Origin of the sequence: Vibrio mangrovi, assembly GCF_024346955.1 — a bacterium.
Lineage (GTDB): Bacteria > Pseudomonadota > Gammaproteobacteria > Enterobacterales > Vibrionaceae > Vibrio > Vibrio mangrovi.
In genome coordinates this window covers 1301525-1321664 of record NZ_AP024884.1, presented here as the reverse complement: position 1 = coordinate 1321664, position 20140 = coordinate 1301525, and the positions used below count along the sequence as shown (strand labels likewise).

Below are 20140 nucleotides of genomic sequence, written 5' to 3'. Positions count from 1 at the left end.
ACTAAGGTTATTATCTAAGGAGCATTGTGATATAGACTGGAAATTGTGAGCCATATTCGATGCGAAATTCGATATGCATCACATCTCAAGCTTGGTAAGACTGCTGTATACCATATGATTTTCATGATAGGGCTGAAGTGACTGGTACGAAGACCGTATCAGATAATTGTATATCTCAGTCAGCTCATTACCTATTTGGGAGGGGTTACGATGAAAGCTGTATTGCAGAAGTCGTTTGATAAGACGCTGTTTCAGGAGAACGTTAAGCGTCATCTGACATCAACCTACGCGACCACCATCGAGTGTGCGACTAAGCGTTCCTGGTATCTGGCTATGTCCAGAGCACTGGCAGAGCTCACGACATTTGACCTTTTGGAAACAGAACAGGATGAGCGGATTCTGAATGCCAAAAGTGTGAATTATCTTTCTCTGGAATTTCTGATTGGTCGTCTGACCGGCAACAACTTATTAAACATGGGTGTTTATGATGCTATCGGTGAGGCAATGGCCGAACTGGGGCAGAATTTAAGTGATTTGCTTGAAGAAGAGCGGGATCCTTCACTGGGCAACGGTGGGTTAGGGCGCCTGGCTGCCTGTTTCATGGACTCTCTGGCTGCGCAGGAATATCCGACGGTTGGTTATGGTCTTCATTATGAGTATGGACTGTTCAAACAATCTTTTGAAGAATGTCACCAGAAAGAGGCTCCCGATGCCTGGTGTGGCATTGAAGGTTATCCATGGGAAGTTGCCCGTCCGGATTTAGCGCAGGAAATTGGCTTTTACGGTTATGTTAAAGGCGTTGTAGTCGATGGTGTGGAAAAAAGAAAATGGGTTCCCGGAATGACTGTCATGGGGATGCCATGGGATATTCCGGTTGTCGGTTATAAGAGTGAAACCGTCTATCCGTTACGGTTATGGGAATGCCGGGCAATCGCACCATTTTCTCTGGAAAGCTTTAACAACGGTAACTATTTTGAAGCGCAACATGCTTTGATCGATGCCGGTAACATCACCAAAGTGCTCTATCCGAATGACAACCATGAGAAAGGCAAGACATTGCGTCTGATGCAGCAGTACTTCCATAGTGCTGCTTCTGTCCGGGATATCCTCCGCCGTCATAAGGCAGCCGGCCATACTCTGGAAGAGTTGCCTCAGTATGAAACGATTCAGCTCAATGATACGCATCCTGCGATCGCGATTCCTGAAATGATGCGGATCTTCATGGATGAGCAGGATATGCTGTGGGATGACGCATGGCGTATCTGTAGTCAGACATTCGCGTATACCAACCATACATTGTTACCTGAAGCACTGGAAACCTGGGATGAATCTCTGATCCTCCGTTTACTACCCCGCCATATGGAAATTATCTACGAGATTAACCACCGCTTCTTACAGGAAGTGCGGGCGAAATGGCCCGGAGATGTCGACAAGCAGCAGAAGCTGTCGATCATTCAGGAAGGTTTCCACCGGATGGTCAGAATGGCCAATCTGTGTGTTGTTGGTTCCTATGCGGTAAATGGGGTTGCAGCTTTGCACTCAGAACTGGTGAAACAGGATCTGTTTCCTGAATTTCATGAACTTTATCCAACCCGCCTGACAAATGTCACAAACGGGATTACACCTCGCCGCTGGCTACAATACTGTAATCCGGGTCTATCCCGGTTGATCACAGAGAAAATCGGTGATCACTGGCCGGTTGCGCTAGAAGAGCTGGCACAGCTGACTCAGTGGGCCGATGATGCTGACTTTCAGAAAGCATTTATGGCGGTGAAGAAAGAAAATAAAGTCCGGCTGGCTCACTGGGTGAAAGAGCATATGAACATTGAGCTTAACACTGATGCTATTTTCGATGTTCAGATCAAACGATTACATGAATATAAGCGTCAGCATCTGAATATGCTGCATATTCTTTCGCTTTACTACCGTTTACTGAATCGTCCTGATTTTGACATGGTTCCCCGGGTCTTTATTTTTGCGGCCAAAGCCGCTCCGGGCTATTACCTCGCCAAAGAGATTATCTACGCTATCAATAAGATAGCTGAGAAAATTAACCATGATCCCAGAGTGAATGAAAAACTGAAAGTTGTCTTCATTCCGGACTATCGGGTGAGTATGGCCGAGATTATTATTCCGGCGGCGGATGTTTCTGAGCAGATATCGACAGCCGGTAAAGAGGCGTCCGGGACCGGAAACATGAAAATGGCGCTCAATGGCGCTCTGACTATCGGCACGATGGATGGTGCAAACGTCGAGATTCGTGAAGAAGTCGGTGATGAGAATATTTATATCTTTGGTCTGGAAGTCGATGACGTGAACCGTCTGAAGTCTCATGGATATAATCCGTTCGATTACTACAATGCAGATCCGTTACTGAAAGCTTCACTGGATCTGCTGATCGGAGAAGAGTTTACTCCCGGAGAGCCACGCAAGCTCCGGGCAACCTATGAAAGCCTGCTGGATGGTGGTGACCCTTATCTGGTACTGGCTGATTTTGCTTCATATATCGATGCGCATACCCGGATTGATCAGCAGTATCGTGATTCAGCTGGTTGGGCAAAAAAAGCCATTCTGAATACAGCACTGGTCGGGAAATTCAGTTCTGACCGAAGTATTCGTGATTATGTGAACAATATATGGAAGCTTAAAGCCGTACCGCGTTAGGCATATGGAATTGCGTGTCGGTGGCTGCCTGAAAAGGCTGCCCACCGCTTGCGAATTGTTACTGAAAAGGCAATTACCTCTATCAGGAGGGGAGTAGCCATGGAAATTGAACAAAACGTTTTGCTGGAGGTTGCCCATCAGGCTGGTATTGCAGAACGGTACATCAGCAATTGGGGTAAAGAAGCGATTGTCAGTCGCAAAACGATTGAATATCTGCTGGGGGTTCTTGGCTATGATATGCAGTCAAAAGAAGCATTACTTCACTCGGCAGAGAAAATTCACAAGCAGCCGATTCTGGAACCGGTTTTGTTTGGTAAAGATGAGCAGGTGATTGAAGTACCACTCTATCTGGGAAGCAGCGCCCGGGAGAGTGAATTTCAATGGTATCTGGATACTGAGCAGGGCGAGCGTTACGAAGGATATCTACAGTCTCAGATTGTCAGAGATGAACGTGAAGATGGCGGCCCGTTGGTTTTTTCGTTATCGACAACGCTGCCGATCGGCTATCACACCTTGTCTGTTCTGCGTAAAGGACGTCAGACGCCTTACCAGACGACATTGATTGTGACACCCTCATCGTGTTTCAGGCAACCTGAACTGGTTCAGGGGAAAAAGCTGTGGGGGCCTAGTGTGCAGTTATACACACTGCGTTCGCAACAGAACTGGGGAATTGGTGATTTCGGCGATTTGAAGCAACTGGTTGTCAAAATAGCAGAAATGGGCGCCAATTTTGTTGGCCTGAATCCGATTCACGCTCTGTTTCCTGCCAGTCCGGAAAGCGCCAGTCCTTATAGTCCGTCTTCTCGTCGTTGGATCAACATTCTGTATATTGATGTTAAGGCGGTTCCTGAGTTGAGCCAGTGTCAGGTAGCACAAAAACAGATCTCCAGCCCTGCTTTCCAGAAACGGCTGAATACTGCCAGAGAGAGTGAATGGGTCCAGTATGCGGCGGTTGCTGCACTGAAAATGGAGATACTACCGCTGCTTTATGACACATTCAAAAGCCTGCATCTGGATCCTCTGACTGAACGGGGACAGGCATTTCATGATTTCGTTGCAAAAGGTGGTGAGTCCTTACTATCACTTGCGGCTTTTGATGCAATTCATGCTGAACTTTGTGAAAAAGACTCCGACATTTGGGGCTGGCCGGTGTTTCCGGAAAACTATCGCCGTTTTCACAGTTCGGCGGTCAAAGACTATATTCGTGACCATGAAGATCGGATTAACTTCTATCTTTACATGCAGTGGCTTGCCGATACCCAGATTCAGGAAGTACAGCGTGTTGCGAAAGCGCAGGGGATGACGATCGGACTTTACCGTGATCTGGCGGTTGGTGTTGCGGAATCCGGAGCGGAAGCCTGGGCAGATCAGGGGAACCTGTTGTTGGATGTCAGTATCGGTGCTCCACCGGATGAACTGGGGCCGCTCGGACAAAACTGGGGATTACCGCCACTGAATCCGCAGACTCTCAGACATCAGGCCTATGAGCCGTTTATTCAACTGCTCCGGGCTAATATGAAATATTGTGGCGCGCTGCGCATCGACCATATTCTGGGATTACTCCGTTTATGGTGGATTCCCCGGGGGGAAAAAGCGACTCAGGGAGCCTATCTTTATTATCGTGTGGATGAACTGCTTGCCATTCTGGCTCTGGAATCTCATCGTCATCAATGTAGCGTTATTGGCGAAGATTTGGGAACTGTTCCCGATGAAATTGCCTCATTACTGGCCGATGCCGGTATCCATTCTTATAAAGTCTTCTTTTTTGAGACAGCTAAAGATGGTGGCTATATTTCTCCTCAGCATTATACGGCTCAGTCGATGTCGGCATTATGTACTCATGATATGCCAACACTGCGGGGATTCTGGCATTGTCGGGATCTGACCATGGGTCATGAAATCGGACTTTACCCGGACGAAAAAATGCTCAAACCCCGGTTTGATGCCCGGTTGCATAATAAACAAGCCATCTTAGATTCGATCGCCTGGCATGGCTTTCTGCCGGATAGTGTCGGACGTGACGCAATGACTGTACCAATGGATGAAGCTCTGAGTGAAGCCATGCATCTTCATATGGCGGCAGGCGCATCGGCGCTGATGAGCATTCAACTGGAAGACTGGCTGCAAATGGATAATCCGGTCAATATTCCGGGAACTGTTGAGGAATATCCCAACTGGCGGCGTAAGCTTTGTGAGCCTTTGGAAACATTATTTACACTTCCCGCAGTACAACGTCTGGCTGAACACATTTCGGTTGTCCGGGCTGAGAAGAGTAAGGTTGTAAAGGATTGTGTAAAGGATTGAGTCAACGGAATGGCTATTCTCAGAAACTTCTGAGTCAGCTGAAAAACTTTGGGGAAATGCCTTTTGCAGCAGTGGATTGATTGCATAAAGAAATTTAAGTCAGGTCACTCAACTGTATTTGGTTGTTCGGTACACTGGTAGAAGAGAATCCGGATAATTGACCATATTGGTCTGTTCACGGATAAAAATAATTAGTTAGGTTAGGAGTAGGGATATTGAAAACTGTCCAGAAGCTTACGAAAAAGCAGCAGATTTACCAAAAACTGGAACATGCTTCATTTGCTGACCCATTTTCTTTTTTGGGGCCTTTTATTTCCCCCGAACAAGGTGTTCTCCGGGTATGGATGCCGGGCGCACTACAGGTTTCCGTATTACTTGATGGGCTGGAGCCTATTGAAATGGTGCCAGAAGATAAAGGCGGCTTTATTCTTCAGGCCGATATGGACTTACGGTTGACTCATTATCGTCTGGCGGTTCGCTGGAAAGGTGGTGAGCAGATTATTGACGATCCGTATCAGTATCATGAGATTTATGCAGAGTACGATGATTTACATACACCGATTGAGATGTACCGGCATCTTGGTTCTCAGTTCATTACACTGGAGCGGGGTGGTAAGCAGATCGAAGGTATTCGCTTTTTAGTGTATGCACCGCATGCTTCGTCCTGTTCTCTTATCGGGAACTTTAACCAGTGGGATGGACGTCGTCATCAGATGCAGCGGCTTGATTATGGGATATGGGGGATTTTCATCCCTGAAATGGACGAAGGGACACAATATAAATTTGAGATCAAAGGCCCGAATGGTGAAGGCCTGCCCCATAAAGCTGATCCTTGGGGCTTCTATGCAGAACAGTTCCCATCTCTGGCTTCGGTTACTTATGACCACGAGCGCTATGTCTGGCAGGATGATACATGGCAAAACCGACCGGTTACTGAAAAGCGCAAAGAAGCATTATCGTTTTATGAATTGCATGTGGGTTCATGGAAACTCGGACCGGATGATCGTTTCCTCAATTACCGGGAGCTGGCCGACTTACTGGTTCCTTATCTGATCGATATGGGATATACCCATGTCGAGTTAATGCCGGTTTCCGAACATCCGTTTTATGGTTCGTGGGGATATCAGCCGGTTGGTTTGTTTGCCCCGACCAGCCGTTATGGTTCACCGGATGATTTCAAGTATTTTGTCGATCAGTGTCATCAGGCTAATATTGGTGTGGTACTTGACTGGGTTCCTGCACATTTCCCGGCGGATGGACACGGTCTGAATAACTTTGACGGGACGCCGCTGTATCATGATCCGGATCCGCGCCGTGGCTGGCATCAGGACTGGAATTCCTTTATCTATGATATGGGACGTGAGCATGTACGCCGTTTTCTGGTATCGAATGCTCTGTACTGGTTTGATCGGTTTCATATCGATGGAATCAGGGTTGATGCTGTGGCGTCGATGCTTTATCTCGATTATTCCCGGAGTCACGATCAGTGGATACCAAATGTTGATGGTGGCCGGGAAAACTATGATGCTATTGCCACACTGAAATGGATGAATGAGGAAGTGTATAAGCATTTCCCTAATGGCATGACGATCGCGGAAGAGTCAACCGCATTTCCCGGAGTTTCTACGCCGACATTTCTTGGTGGCCTTGGTTTTGGTTTCAAATGGAATATGGGCTGGATGCACGACAGTCTGGAATATATTCAGCATGATCCGGTACACCGTAAATATCATCACAATGTGGTTACCTTTCCGCTGCTTTATGCGCATAGTGAGAACTATATTTTATCGCTTTCTCATGATGAAGTGGTTTATGGCAAGCGTTCGCTGCATTACAAAATGCCGGGGGATGAGTGGCAGCAAACGGCTAATCTCAGAGCTTATCTGGGTTATATGTATGGTCAGCCCGGGAAGAAACTCAACTTTATGGGAGCAGAATTCGGACAGACTGGAGAATGGCAGCATGACAGCCAGCTTCAGTGGTTTCTGCTGGAATTTGAACGCCACCAGGGTGTTTTGAAACTCACTCAGGATTTGAACTTCCTTTACCGTCGTGAAAAAGCACTCTATGAGCGTGACAATGATCCTGAAGGTTTTGAATGGCGCCTTGCTGATGCGGCAGATGCCAGCATTCTGGCACATGAGCGGATCAGTGAATCCGGAGAGCGGATTCTGATTATCAGTAATTTTACACCGGTTCCTCATGAACGTTTTCGGCTGGGAATGCCAGTCCAGGGGAATTATCATCTGCTGCTGAACACAGATGATCAGGAATATTGTGGCAGTGGATATACGATGAAAACTATTGCGAAGACAGAGAAAGTTGAAAGTCAGGGCTTGCCTTATTCTTTGCTACTGCGTCTTCCGCCGTTGGCGACTGTATATTATAAATTAGAATCGTAGAGTCTGTATTGAATATACGCTGATGCTGAACAGCCTGATTTACAATGTAAATCAGGCTGTTCTTTTATCAATATAAATTACCGGGTCGTTGACGCTGAAATCGCATATTGAAATCACCCGGGGATATAGATTTTCCCTTTCATGTAAAGGATCGCATGACCGGAAACGAGAACACGTTCCTGTTCTAAGCGACAATAGAGAATTCCTTCCCGTTGGGAAGCCTGACAGGCAACCAGTTCGTTTTTATCCAGTCTTTGCGCCCAGAAAGGAGCCAGACCCGCATGGATGGAACCGGTAACCGGATCCTCGTTACCACCGCTGGCCGGCCAGAAATAGCGGGAAACGAAATCATATTCTGTACCCGGAGCCGTTACGACGACATCATAAGGAGCCAGCGTTTTGAGTGATTCAACATTGTATTGCAACTGACGAACTGTTTCTTCCGTATCATAAATTGCAAAATAAGCCTGATTATTACGCAAAACTGATGCCGGACGATCTGATAATCCCGAGAGTAGTGCCGGGGGAATTTCAGTGACGGCTTGCGGCTGAAGATTCGGAAAGCTCATTTCAATCCGGCCCTGCGAAGTTTCCGTGACTGTCAGCGTTCCCACTTTTTCTGTTTCAAAAACAAGTGCTGTTTCAAAAACAAGTGCTGTTTCAAAAACCGGCTCTGTTTTGGCAGTCTTTTCTTGATGAAATGGCTGCTCATGAAACAGAACATATGAAGACGCTAATGTTGCGTGGCCACAGAAATCAATCTCTTGTAACGGCGAAAACCAACGAATCGCGTAGCGGCCCGGAGATAACGGACACAGAAAAGCGGTCTCGGACAAGTTGTTTTCTGCGGCGATGGCTAACATGGTTGCGTCATCCAGCCATTCCTGCAATGGCACTACCGCCGCCGGGTTACCGTGAAATTGTGTGTGGGTAAATGCGTCAACGACGTAAATATCAAGTTCCATATCGGATCCTTATCCATTATTGAGCGAATTTTTGCCTTTTGAGGCTATTTAGGTATATCACAGTCTCTATATTTTTTGACCTGATAAAGGGGTTGAGACCTCATCGACCAGATACAGAATTGACTGATAAGGAATACCACTGTGATGAGAGAGTCCTATCTCACAGGTCAGACTGTTACTGAATCCCCGTTTACAGTCTGGCGGTATCTGATTTTTCAATGGCTGCAATGCAGCCTGATTCAGCTCCGGTGTGGTGAAGCCTTTATCTCCGGCCCAGCCACAACACTGAATATGCTCCGGTACGATAACCTGACGGGCGCAGGTTTGTGCCAGTTTCAGTATGACGGATTCCAGACCTGCCTTACGGGAACTACAGGTAATATGGAGCATCACTGTTTCTTCAACCGGTTCAATGGACAGGTGTTCCAGCAGATAGCGGCTGACATATTCTGCGGGTTCGTACAGTTGTAAAGATGTGGGATGTTCTGTTTTCATCCGTTGCATACAGGGACTGGTATCCATCAGGATCGGATAGCGGCCATTCTCTGAAGCCTGTATGAGAGTCTGTGCCAACTGATTGCTTTTCTTACGGGCCTGCGTTGTCATTCCTTTACTGTCATAAGGCATGCCACAACACTGATTGCTGATGTGTTCCGGTAAGATAACTTCAACCCCGGCTTTTTTCAGTAAGCTGAAGGTCACTTCACTGAGTGAGCGGGTTTCCTGAGACGGTAATAATGGGCTTTGTGGCAATGCACCCATCGCTCTGCTGGCACAGGAAGGGCAATAGACCACTTTGTGTAATTTATCCTGCGGGTGTGTAATTGCGCTGGAAACCGTATTGATTCTGGATATGGAATGCTGATTTGCTCCGGGGATTTCTGGTAGCCATTGGGGAATCCGCTGGCTACGCTGGCGGAGCTGCTGGTTCCAGTGTTGCATTCGTTCTGCACCGAGTGTCCGGGTTGCCCATGAGTTCATTTTGAGCCCGGTTCTGGCAAGCTGAACTGTGGTTGCAAAATGGTCTGCTGTCCAGTGGGCAATCGAATGATATCTGCGATACTTTTCTGTTCTCAGCTGTTTGACTAAATCACCGGTATTAATACCAACCGGACAGCGGGTGGCACACAAGCCGGTTGCGGCGCAGGTATCGATTCCCTGATATTCAAATGCTTTTTCTAATGAGATAATTTCTTCAGAAGATTCAAGCGTACGGCGATGTTGTAATTCCCGGTACAGTACAATCCGTTGGCGAGGAGAAAGAGTCAGCGTCCGGGAAGGGCAGACAGCTTCGCAGAATCCGCATTCAATACAGCGGTCAACCAACGGGTCTGCTGGTGGCATGGGTTTGAGGTGCTGAACATGTGCCTGTGGGTCAGGATTGAGGATGACGCCGGGGTTCAGTCTGCCACGGGGATCGAACAGTTTTTTTATCTGCTGCATCAGTTCATAGCCGGATTTTCCCCATTCCAGTTCAACATAAGGTGCCATATTCCGGCCGGTACCGTGCTCCGCTTTCAGAGAGCCGCCGTATCTGACTGCAACCAACTGGGCAACATCATCCATGAAAGCGCTGTAACGATCGATTTCTTCCTGATGATCAAAGCGCTGGGTAAATACAAAATGTAAATTACCTTCCAGCGCATGGCCGAAAATGATGGCCTCGTGATAGTGGTACTTATCGAACAATGTCTGTAAATCACGGACACCGGCCGCCAGATGTTCGATAGGGAAAGCAACGTCTTCAATAATCACAGTGGTTCCGGTTTCCCGTACGGCTCCGACAGCCGGGAAAAGCCCTTTACGGATTCCCCATAACGTGGCAACGGTCTGTGGATCGGTTGTAAAGGGGACAGACGCCAGAATCGGGTAAATTGCTAATGTCTGCATAATCTGTTCGCACTGAGTCGTCAGCGTATGTTCGCTCTGTCCGTGAGATTCGATTAATAACGCAGTCGCATGTTCGTCCAGTGTGGAGATAAAGTCTGGCATTCCCGGTTCATCAGCAATCGCCCGGAGTGAACGGCCATCCATCATTTCAACGGCTGCCACCGGAGTTTCTGCCAGTGTCGTCACTGCCTGGCTGGCTTGTTCGATGTCCGGGAAAATCAACAGGGCAGACGCTTTAAAAGGATGTTCTTCTACGGTGTGATAGGTGATTTCCGCGATGAACCCCAGTGTTCCTTCAGAACCGATCATCAGGTGTTTAATCACTTCAATGGGATCGGTGTAATCAATCAGCGCATTGAGGGCGTAACCCGTGGTATTTTTCAGACGATATTTATGCCGGATCAAATCGGTCAGTTGCCGGTCAGCCAGCGTTTGTTCACAAAGCGCCTGAATTCCAGAGATCAGTTCCGGTTTTTGCTGCATCAGTCTGTGCACACTGTCCGGATCGGCGGTGTTTAAGATGAAACCGTCAGTAAAAATAATCTGCATGTCCGCGACGGTTTTATAGGAATTCTGAGCGGTTCCACAGCACATACCGCTGGAGTTATTGGCCGCGATTCCACCGATTTTGCAGGCATTGATTGATGCCGGATCCGGGCCGATTTTCCGCTGATAAGGCGCCAGATAACGGTTGGCATCGGCTCCGATCACGCCGGGTTGTAAAGTGATTTTGGCGCCGTTATCCGAAATATGATGTCCACGCCAGTCATCTGTCAGTGTCACCAGAACCGAGTCGGAAACGGCCTGACCGGACAGACTGGTTCCGGCTGCCCGGAATGTCAGATGGATTCCGAGATCGTCACAAGCCTGAAGAGTGAAGATAACTTCATCGATATCTTTCAGTCGTAGCACGACCTGGGGAATTAAACGATAAAAGCTGGCATCGGTTCCGTAGGCCAGACGTTGTTCCGGCTGAGTGATAATACATTCCGGAGCAAGCCGGGAGGATAGGCGAGTGATTAAATGTTGATATGAGGAAACTTCCGGAGACTGACATTGCATGATTCGACCTGTTTGATTTTATTTATGATGAGGTTACCTGAGTATAAATAATAGCCGTTTCTGTACGGGAGCAAAATATTAGATCGCGCTTCGGTAACTTCTGATTTCAGTCTAATGGTCAATCTGATATTGCCGGTAAAAAGCCGCTTTTGTCAGCAAAGCGGCGTTGATCTGATACAAACTGTGGTTATGCAATCAGAAATTTGTACCCCAAAGACAGCATCAGTAAACCCAGTGAAAGAGAAATTGTTCTCTGGATTAATTTGGGGCCGTATTTCATTGCTGATGCGCTGCCAACGTGATTACCCAGCAAATTCATCACCACCAGTGGAATTGCAAGCATGTAAAGTACATTACCTGCGATAATGAACGCGATCAGAGCGCCGATGTTAGAGGAAAAATTAAACAGTTTTGATGTGGCCGATGCTGCGACCAGGTCGAATTTCAGCAAATAATGCAATGCAATAATCAGAAAGCTTCCTGTTCCCGGCCCGAAGAAGCCGTCATAGAATCCGATGACAAAAACCGTTAGCGGAACACCAAGCCAGAGAATGGTTTTACTGATGGTGTGATTGTCTGTATTGCTGCGATCTTTTTTGGGAATGAAGGAGAAAACGATCCCGACGGGCAACATTGCAAGAATGATTTTTCCTACTGTGTCCGGGTCGAAATACAGAATAGCCTGTGCACCCGCATAAGCTCCCATGAGGCCAGCCGGAATTCCGGAAGCGACGGCTACCCAAACCACACGTTTATTGCGAACAAAATTTCTGATGGCAGCTATTGTTCCGAGTGTGCTGACAATTTTCTCCTGCCCTAAAGCAACTTGTGGCGGTAATCCTGCAAGTATGAAAGACGGCACCAGAATGAGTCCGCCGCCTCCGGCGACACTGTCGATGAATCCTGCTGCGAAAGCAGATGCCATCAGTGCGATCAAAACGAACAGAGTGATATCGTTTCCTATCCAATCCATATTTTGTTCCCCTTAGTTGTTGAGTATTGCCACCAGTCAGATCTAACTTAATTTCATTAATGACATATGTCAATATTTGTTTTTGATTAAATGAGGTATGTTAATTGTTTTGAAATCGGCTTATTGACCGGACGGGTATGAGTGTTGAGGTTGAGAGATATACGATATTGCAGGATTGATTGTGACAGTACTGGCTCTTTTCGGGCTGATCCGGCACCTTGATTCCTTACACAATCAGCACTAACTCCTGACCTGAAATTTGAAATCGGTCGACAGGATTTCATTACACTGGCTCCAGTGAATTTAATGTGTGAACGCATCTGCCGTTCGAAAAACAGGAGAGAAGTATGTCTAAACTATCAAATCCGATTGCAATGATGTTGCTGACTACAGCGATTGCTTTTGGCATAACGGCATGTAACGACGATAACGCAACAACTGAAAACACAACGACAAGTGATGTCAGTGAACCGGCTGATCAGGTAACAACAGGTGCTGGTGATCAGACAACTATCGATGCCACTCAGGGAACGGCTGACCAAACTGCACCTGAGACTGATCAGGATATGATGGAAGAAGCGCCTGAAATGAGTCAGGGCGTGATTGAATCAACAGCGCCTGAGGCTGATCAGGCTGCCGGAGATATGGATAAAGACAAATAAGACAGGTTGTCTATTCAACAATCCTGAGTTATCGGCTCCCCTGGTTCCCCCACTGTTGTACCGGTGGGAGTCGATACATTTTAATTTTCGTTGCGTTTTTGAATGCGACGGAGATGAACCAGACTGGTCAGTTTGATGAACGGTTTAATCAGCAATTGTGCACTGCCGACGATGAATAACCAGGTGCCACTCTCGACTAATGCATTGTTCAGGAAGAAGAAACTACCGATCAGAAACCAGACTGCAATCAGAAGATCGTTAAATGCGCTCAGTGCTTCATAGCGTTGCTGAATGACCAGATGTTCACGTCCGATATTAATATCCAGTCCTGTCTTTGTTTGATAAATCACCATGCCTCCCTATTTATTGTTCTGATTCTCTGCAACACCCTCTGAGAACAGGGTAACAGTTTCAAAGCAAAAACGAACCTCCGGTTTGGAAATCGACTAATTTTTCATCAAATCATGTGTGAGAGTTTCTCCGCATCGTTTCAATATGAGATTTCAATATGAGACTTTACTCTCATCCTCAATATGACTAGGATGCGAACCACTGTGGTTTGTCAGGGCTGTTCATTTACAGGGACAGACACTATAAGTAAGTATTTTCTTATAAGGACAGACACTGCTGTGTCTTTTCAATCAGGTGAAAACCGGGAGAAATAAATGATGAAACATCAGCCAGGTGATGTTGTGCGGTTAGAACAGGAATCAGGTAGTTTTATGATTCATTTAGTTGCCATTGTTGTTGGCCGGGATCTGGCCGTTACGATCCACGGTGGAGATAAATCGCATATTGGTGCAACGGCTCTGGCTCAGCCGCGGGCAAGTTTGCAGGATGCGTCGAAGGTGAGTGCTTCCACGTCAGTTCTGTGTGTTTTGGGTCATAAAGAAGATCTGCTTGCCCATCGTACGGCTCAGGTGCTTGCTTCTGCGCTCAACTGTGTTGTGTCGGTCAACTGTGGTATCCATATCGATAATGCCGGAGCGGAACATTTATCGATGGTTCCTGATGTTGTGAACACACTGACACATCAACTGGTCGATCTATTGAAAAGCTGATCGAACGGTTATCCATGTTCTTTCCCGGTAAGTCTTATGTCGGGAAAGGCCGCGTATTTTCCGCAATCTGAACAATGAATTTTATAAAATATAATTTTTAACATGGATTAATTTTGTGCTACTAAAAACCAAATAATAGTGTTTATGTTGGTGTTTTAAACTGCTTTTATGGGGTTTTATTAGTGAATGTTTTACTCATTGGTTTGATAAAAGTTATTAATCGTCAAGACCACAATTTTTCATTTTATCTTTTTACTGGTTAGCGCCATATTCGCCGCGAAAATCTCCTGTTTTTTCCATCTGTTTTCGAGGCTATTTCGTTGAATACTTCTTCTGCTCAACGCATTACGGTGCCGGTGATCGCTCTGGCGTTGTACGCTGTTGCGTCTGGTTATCTCATGAGCCTGATCCCGCTCATACTTTCTCATTATGGACTTGATGAATCGCTTGCCAGCTGGCTTGCCAGTGTTTTTTATGCCGGTCTGTTGCTGGGAGCTATGATGATGGAACCTTTTGTGAATCGTCTGGGTCACCGGAAAGCATTTATCTGGTGTCTGGTGATTCTGTTGCTATCGATAGTGGTACTTCCGTCCCTGCCTTATGCTTCTGTCTGGCTGGTTGACCGTTTTATCGCGGGTGTCGCGGTTGCTGGTGTCTTTGTGGTGGTGGAGTCCTGGCTGTTGCACGGTGATGCATCCCGCCGGGCAAAGCGTTTAGGTATCTACATGGCTGCTTTGTATGGTGGCACCGCAGTAGGACAGCTTGGTATCGGCCATCTGGGTGTTTCCGGCGTTATACCGTTTACCGTTATTATCACCTTGTTGCTACTGGCGTCTGTTGTGCTGATTTATGGAAAAATGGACCAGCCATCAGTGCAGCAGGCGACAAGTCTGTCCTGGAAACAGATGACGAAGCTGAGTCATGCTGCGCTGATCGGTTGTCTGGTCTCCGGGCTGATGTTGGGGGCAATTTATGGTTTGATGCCGATTGAACTGGCGAACCGTGGTATTCCTACCACTCACCTTGGTAGTTTACTGGCATTGATTATCCTTGGAGCGATGGCTGTACAGCCAATGGTGCCATGGCTGTCAAAATTTCTGGGACGTAAATTGCTGATGGCGATGTTTTGTCTGCTTGGTGCTGGTGCGTCCGTATTACCTGTTCTTTACTCTGGCATGAGCATGATGGTGCTTGGATTATTTCTGCTGGGAATGGCAACATTTGCGCTTTACCCGATAGCCATCAATCTGGGGTGTGACAAGCTGGATACCAGTTACATTGTGTCTGCAACACAGGTGATGCTATTTAGTTATAGTATTGGTTCGGTGTTAGGTCCGATCTTTGCCAACTGGTTTATGCAGGGCAGTCAGGGTTTATTGGGATATCTATTTGTGATTTCTCTGACAACCTGTTTTTATATGCTGCTTTCCAGCATCAAGACGAAACGTCAGTGGGTGGCCGGTGGCTGATTGCCATTTGCTGAATTCAGACCCGTGATACTAAGTCAGGAATACCAAAGCACCGACAATTTGTCGGTGCTTTTTCACATATTAGGACAGAGATCCGCCGGTAATCTACTGACCGGTTAACGCTTTCAGAATCCGCAGGAATTCAAGGTTCTCGGCTTCAGAGATACGGCTGAGAAACTTGACATCGATTGATTTGACGATTTCCATTGAGGAATTGTATAGCTTTTCCCCTTCCGGTGTTAAATAGACAAAACGGCGCCTTCTGTCCTGATCTCCATGCTGACGATAAATCAGCCCACGCTTTTCCAGACGACCAAGTAATTCTGCCAGTGTCGCTTTGGTTGTAATCGATGCTTCCACAAGATGCACCTGTTCAATCCCCGGTGATTGAGCGATCGCGTGTAAAACAGAAAACTGTGGCTTCGTAACATGAGGTAACGCATCTTGCCAGGATGACGTATGTTCCTGAAATAATTTGCGCATTAAGTGAAATACAGCCGGATCTAATTTGTTCGTCATCTGTTCTGGCCATTCCCGATAAGGTGTTTGGAAATATTCGTCATCAAAGATACCAATGAATTATGCTTGTCGTAATTATATATAATATGATTTGAATTTTTATATTGCTTTTTATGCATATAAGATTTAATTTAAGCATATTGTTCGTGTACGAACAAATTAATTCAATAATATTTGAGGTTGTATGAGGCTAATTGTTGGTATGACTGGTGCTACCGGAGCGCCATTGGCTGTAACTCTTTTACAGGCTTTACAGGAAATCCGGGATGTAGAAACACACCTTGTGATGTCACGCTGGGCAAAAACGACCATTGAACTGGAGACGTCGATGACAGCCAGAGAAGTGAGTCTTTTGGCTGATGTGACTTATAACTCGGCGAATCAGGCTGCTGCGATTTCATCCGGTTCTTTCAGAACGGACGGCATGATCATCATTCCATGCAGCATGAAAACACTGGCAGGCATCCGTTCCGGATATGCCGATGGTCTGATTGGCCGTGCTGCTGATGTGGTGTTGAAAGAGCAACGTAAACTGGTACTGGTTCCCCGGGAAACTCCACTCAATCCCATTCATTTAGACAATATGCTGGCGCTTTCCCGAATGGGCGTTGCCATGGTGCCTCCGATGCCTGCCTGGTACAACCGCCCGGAATCTGTAGAAGATATCAAACAACATATTGTGACAAGAGTGCTGGACCAGTTTGGTCTGGATTCTCCGTTTGCCAAGCGGTGGGAAGGGATTTCTCAGGGATCAGATGTAAACAATAAGGAAGTCGTTCATGATTTTTGATGATTTAAGAAGTTATTTAGATAAGCTGGAGGAACAAGGCCAGCTTCTGAGAATCCGCGAGCAGGTAAAAGCAGAACCGGATATTGCTGCAGCCGCGAATGCAACCGGAAGGATCGGTGAAGGAGCTCCGGCACTCTGGTTCGACAACATTGAAGGTTTTACCAATGCCAGAGTGGCGATGAATACGATTGGATCGTGGGAAAATCACGCAATCTCGATTGGGCTGCCGCCTAATACACCGGTGAAAGAGCAGGTTGCCGAATTCATTCGGCGCTGGGAAACGTTCCCTGTGGCACCGGTTTACCGGGACAATCCACCCTGGGCTGAGAACACCGTTGATGGTGAAGACATTAATCTGTTCGATATTCTGCCTCTGTTCCGGTTAAACGATGGTGATGGTGGTTTTTATCTGGATAAAGCATGTACAGTCTCCCGGGATCCAACCGATCCGGATAATTTCGGCAAACAGAATGTCGGGGTGTACCGGCTGGAAGTCAAAGGGAAAAGAAAGCTGGGTTTACAGCCGATTCCAATGCATGACATCGCGATTCATCTGAACAAAGCTGAAGAGCGGGGAGAAGATCTGCCGGTGGCAATTGTACTCGGTAATGATCCGATTATTACGCTGATGGGATCAACACCGCTCAAATATGATCAGTCTGAATATGAAATGGCCGGAGCATTAAGAGAAGCGCCTTATCCGATCGTGAAAGCACCGCTCACCGGGTTCGATGTTCCCTGGGGCTCCGAGGTGGTGTTAGAAGGTGTCATCGAGAGCCGGGTGCGTGAGATTGAAGGTCCGTTTGGTGAATTTACCGGGCATTATTCCGGTGGTCGTAGTATGACGGTTGTCAGAATCGATAAGGTTTCTTACCGGACTAACCCGATTTTCGAATCCTTGTATCTCGGGATGCCGTGGACAGAAGTAGACTATCTGATTGGTCCGGCGACCTGTGTTCCTTTGTATCAGCAACTCAAAGCCGAGTTTCCGGAAGTTCAGGCAGTGAACGCCATGTATACGCACGGGTTACTGGTGATTATTTCCACGAAGAAACGTTTTGGTGGCTTTGCCCGGGCTGTCGGGATGCGGGCGATGACCACACCACATGGTCTCGGCTATGTCAAAATGGTCATCATGGTTGACGAAGACGTTGATCCTTTCGATTTAAAACAAGTAATGTGGGCGATGTCGTCGAAAGTGAATCCGGCGGGCGATTTAGTACAACTGAACAATATGTCAGTCGTTGAGCTGGATCCCGGTTCATCTCCGTCAGGCATCACGGATAAACTGATCATTGATGCTACAACACCAGTCGCTCCGGACAACAGAGGCAATTACAGTACGTCAGTCAAAGATCTGCCCGAGACCAAAGAGTGGATCTCTAAATTAACTCGTATGATTCACGAAGCAAAGGAAGGTGAAAAATGATCTGTCCACGTTGTGCCCATGAAGATATCGAGCTATTAGCCAAATCACCAGTTCCGGATGTATGGACTGTCCATCAGTGTCAACGATGCCTGTATACATGGCGCTCTACCGAGCCACTCAGACGGACAAGCCGTGAACATTTCCCGGATGCGTTTAAAATGACACAGGAAGATATCGATAACGCTCCGCAGTTACCGGAGATTCCGCCGTTGTTACCAGAAAGCGAACGGTAAATTACACAAAGAAATATGCGAAGGAGGCAGTTTCCGGCAGTTCGGGACTGCCTCTGTATTACATTTTACAGAAAGCATTTTACCATTTTACAGGGACAGACACTTTAAGCATCCGATATAAAGTGTCCTTCGTATGCGTTGACGGCTCAGCTTTCAGACTGGCTCATCATGATAGATGAACGGACATTTTGCTTTTCCTTCAGATAGAGATATAAAGGCAATCCACAAGATACACCGACAACCAATGTGCCCACGATAGCGATTCCCCGACCTTTGACATGATTTTTCTGACCGTCTGCGATAATAAAACCCAGTAAAGCCAGTGCAGCGATGACGACATCCAGCCATGCGAACAGACTGATCGGGTTCGCACTGGCTTCTGTCAGCAGCAACGGTAGATCTAAACCATGATTCACCAGCCACGGAACAAACGCCCCATAAGGTGCCAGAACACCAACTATCGTCAGAATCAGATAAAACCTTGTCATATTCATTCCGGATCCTATTCCTTTTTACCAGACTTCTTATTGTTCAGAATATCATGTGGGATGATGATTCTTATAGGGACACACACTTATATGGAAACCCTGCCATCAATACCGATGTTGATTTGATGATGTTAAATGAGCCAGGTTCTGGTCAATGTCTGATACAGGTTATTAATATTAGCCCTGTAATTTCAGATGATGCTGCATGTTATGTGGTTCTTAATGATATCGGGTGATCTTCTTTGAGTTGTAATAAGTCCCAGAGATTGCCATACAAGTCTTCAAAAACTGCAACTGTGCCGTAGTCCTGCTCTTTTGGCTCACGTACAAACTTGATACCGACGGATTGCATGTATTCATAATCGCGCCAGAAATCGTCGGTATTCAGAAACAGAAATACCCGCCCGCCGGTCTGATTACCGATAAAATCAAGCTGCTCGGGCTTGGACGCTTTTGCCAGCAACAGCGTGACTCCTTGAGAATTTGGCGGTGCAACGACCACCCAACGTTTGTCCTGTTCCGGCTGGTAGGTGTCTTCAATCAGCTCAAATTTCAGTTTATCGACATAAAAATGAATGGCCTCATCGTAATCCCGAACGACTAAGGCAATATGGACAATATTCTGTTTCACTGCTGGTTCCTATTGAGTTCTATGGCTGTAACTGTTTATGCATAACATAGCTATCCACATAGCCTAACCGGGCATGGTGATAAGCGGAAGGAATCGTGCCGACGATGTTAAATCCGAGCTTTTGCCACAGGGTTACTGCGATTTCATTCGTTGAAACAACAGAGTTGAACTGCATCGCTTTAAAGCCGAGTTCAAGCGCAGTTTGCTGGGAATGTTCACAAAGTTTCCGGGCAATGCCCTTACCTCGTGCACTTTCTGCAACCATATAGCCGCAATTACAGATATGACGACTGGGGCCAACACCATTCGGTCTGATATAATAAGAACCCAATATCTTATCGTCCTCAGCAAACACAAATGTCTTTAATGGCGTTGTGCACCACAACTGATAAGCCTGTTCGAAAGTCATGTCGGGTTCAAAGGCATAGGTTTCCTGAGCCTGAATGACTGACTGAAAGCATGGCCAGAATACGGTGAAATCCTGTTCGGTTATCTCTCTAATCACATCAATTCCCTTTTTCCCTTAATTGAATTAGCGTGGAGTGTTTGAGCAGATTTCCATTCTAACGCACGGTGGGTATGTACTGTAATAAAACTG

The 20140-nt window shown here is 46.8% G+C and carries 17 protein-coding genes; 9 read left to right on the top strand and 8 right to left on the bottom strand.

From position 1 onward, the window contains the following. Positions 1-210: 210 nt before the first annotated feature. The 3 genes from OCU74_RS21985 to glgB all read left to right on the top strand — a co-directional run bounded on the left by OCU74_RS21985 (position 211) and on the right by glgB (position 7370). On the top strand, positions 211-2664 hold the full coding sequence (locus OCU74_RS21985) for a glycogen/starch/alpha-glucan phosphorylase (RefSeq protein WP_087481785.1): 2454 nt from the start codon (positions 211-213) through the stop codon (positions 2662-2664). A 99-nt stretch (positions 2665-2763) separates the two neighbouring features. Beyond that, positions 2764-4968 (top strand): 4-alpha-glucanotransferase, encoded by a 2205-nt coding sequence (malQ, locus tag OCU74_RS21980; protein WP_087481786.1) that lies wholly within the window; start codon positions 2764-2766, stop codon positions 4966-4968. Positions 4969-5183: 215 nt separating this feature from the next. Then, complete coding sequence (glgB, locus tag OCU74_RS21975; RefSeq protein WP_087481787.1) at positions 5184-7370, top strand: 1,4-alpha-glucan branching protein GlgB; 2187 nt, start codon at positions 5184-5186, stop codon at positions 7368-7370. A 113-nt stretch (positions 7371-7483) separates the two neighbouring features. On the opposite strand, the gene OCU74_RS21970 is transcribed toward glgB, so the two are convergent. The 3 genes from OCU74_RS21970 to OCU74_RS21960 all read right to left on the bottom strand — a co-directional run bounded on the left by OCU74_RS21970 (position 7484) and on the right by OCU74_RS21960 (position 12260). Next, positions 7484-8335 (bottom strand): PhzF family phenazine biosynthesis protein, encoded by an 852-nt coding sequence (locus OCU74_RS21970; RefSeq protein ID WP_087481788.1) that lies wholly within the window; start codon positions 8333-8335, stop codon positions 7484-7486. Positions 8336-8401: 66 nt separating this feature from the next. Beyond that, positions 8402-11287, bottom strand: a complete 2886-nt coding sequence (locus tag OCU74_RS21965; protein WP_087481789.1) for an FAD-binding and (Fe-S)-binding domain-containing protein — start codon at positions 11285-11287, stop codon at positions 8402-8404. Positions 11288-11474: 187 nt separating this feature from the next. After that, positions 11475-12260 carry a sulfite exporter TauE/SafE family protein gene (locus OCU74_RS21960; RefSeq protein ID WP_087481790.1) on the bottom strand — a complete coding sequence of 262 codons (786 nt, stop codon included), beginning with the start codon at positions 12258-12260 and terminating at the stop codon, positions 11475-11477. Positions 12261-12607: 347 nt separating this feature from the next. On the opposite strand from OCU74_RS21960, the gene OCU74_RS21955 reads away from it, so the two are divergent. Continuing rightward, entirely contained in the window at positions 12608-12922 is a 315-nt protein-coding gene (locus OCU74_RS21955) for a hypothetical protein (RefSeq protein ID WP_087481791.1), read from the top strand. An 80-nt stretch (positions 12923-13002) separates the two neighbouring features. Here OCU74_RS21955 and OCU74_RS21950 read toward each other — a convergent pair whose 3' ends face one another. Continuing rightward, a complete protein-coding gene (locus OCU74_RS21950) occupies positions 13003-13275 on the bottom strand; it encodes a YrhK family protein (protein WP_087481792.1) in 273 nt (90 codons plus the stop codon). Positions 13276-13587: 312 nt separating this feature from the next. Here OCU74_RS21950 and lpdD point away from each other — a divergent pair, with 312 nt between their 5' ends. Continuing rightward, positions 13588-13983: a prenylated flavin chaperone LpdD gene (lpdD, locus tag OCU74_RS21945; protein WP_087481793.1), complete on the top strand. Its 396-nt coding sequence runs from the start codon at positions 13588-13590 to the stop codon at positions 13981-13983. Positions 13984-14303: 320 nt separating this feature from the next. After that, positions 14304-15452, top strand: coding sequence for an MFS transporter (locus OCU74_RS21940; protein WP_087481794.1), 1149 nt, complete (start codon positions 14304-14306; stop codon positions 15450-15452). 105 nt (positions 15453-15557) lie between these two features. Here OCU74_RS21940 and OCU74_RS21935 read toward each other — a convergent pair whose 3' ends face one another. Continuing rightward, positions 15558-15971, bottom strand: a complete 414-nt coding sequence (locus OCU74_RS21935; protein ID WP_087481795.1) for a MarR family winged helix-turn-helix transcriptional regulator — start codon at positions 15969-15971, stop codon at positions 15558-15560. 184 nt (positions 15972-16155) lie between these two features. Here OCU74_RS21935 and OCU74_RS21930 point away from each other — a divergent pair, with 184 nt between their 5' ends. Genes OCU74_RS21930 through OCU74_RS21920 form a run of 3 tightly spaced genes read left to right on the top strand, consistent with a single transcriptional unit; the run spans position 16156 to position 18423 of the window. Next, positions 16156-16761: a non-oxidative hydroxyarylic acid decarboxylases subunit B gene (locus tag OCU74_RS21930; protein WP_087481796.1), complete on the top strand. Its 606-nt coding sequence runs from the start codon at positions 16156-16158 to the stop codon at positions 16759-16761. Next, positions 16751-18190, top strand: a complete 1440-nt coding sequence (locus OCU74_RS21925) for a non-oxidative hydroxyarylic acid decarboxylases subunit C (protein WP_087481797.1) — start codon at positions 16751-16753, stop codon at positions 18188-18190. The genes OCU74_RS21930 and OCU74_RS21925 overlap by 11 nt, the downstream gene beginning before the upstream one ends. Next, positions 18187-18423: a non-oxidative hydroxyarylic acid decarboxylases subunit D gene (locus OCU74_RS21920; RefSeq protein ID WP_087481798.1), complete on the top strand. Its 237-nt coding sequence runs from the start codon at positions 18187-18189 to the stop codon at positions 18421-18423. The genes OCU74_RS21925 and OCU74_RS21920 overlap by 4 nt, the downstream gene beginning before the upstream one ends. A 146-nt stretch (positions 18424-18569) precedes the next feature. Here the strand turns inward: OCU74_RS21920 and OCU74_RS21915 are convergent, their stop codons facing one another. The 3 genes from OCU74_RS21915 to OCU74_RS21905 form a co-directional block, all read right to left on the bottom strand. After that, positions 18570-18911 (bottom strand): DUF2834 domain-containing protein, encoded by a 342-nt coding sequence (locus OCU74_RS21915; protein ID WP_087481872.1) that lies wholly within the window; start codon positions 18909-18911, stop codon positions 18570-18572. Between the two features lie 208 nt (positions 18912-19119). Then, positions 19120-19542, bottom strand: a complete 423-nt coding sequence (locus OCU74_RS21910; protein WP_087481800.1) for a VOC family protein — start codon at positions 19540-19542, stop codon at positions 19120-19122. A gap of 19 nt (positions 19543-19561) precedes the next feature. After that, a complete protein-coding gene (locus OCU74_RS21905; RefSeq protein WP_087481801.1) occupies positions 19562-20047 on the bottom strand; it encodes a GNAT family N-acetyltransferase in 486 nt (161 codons plus the stop codon). Between the last annotated feature and the right edge of the window lie 93 nt (positions 20048-20140).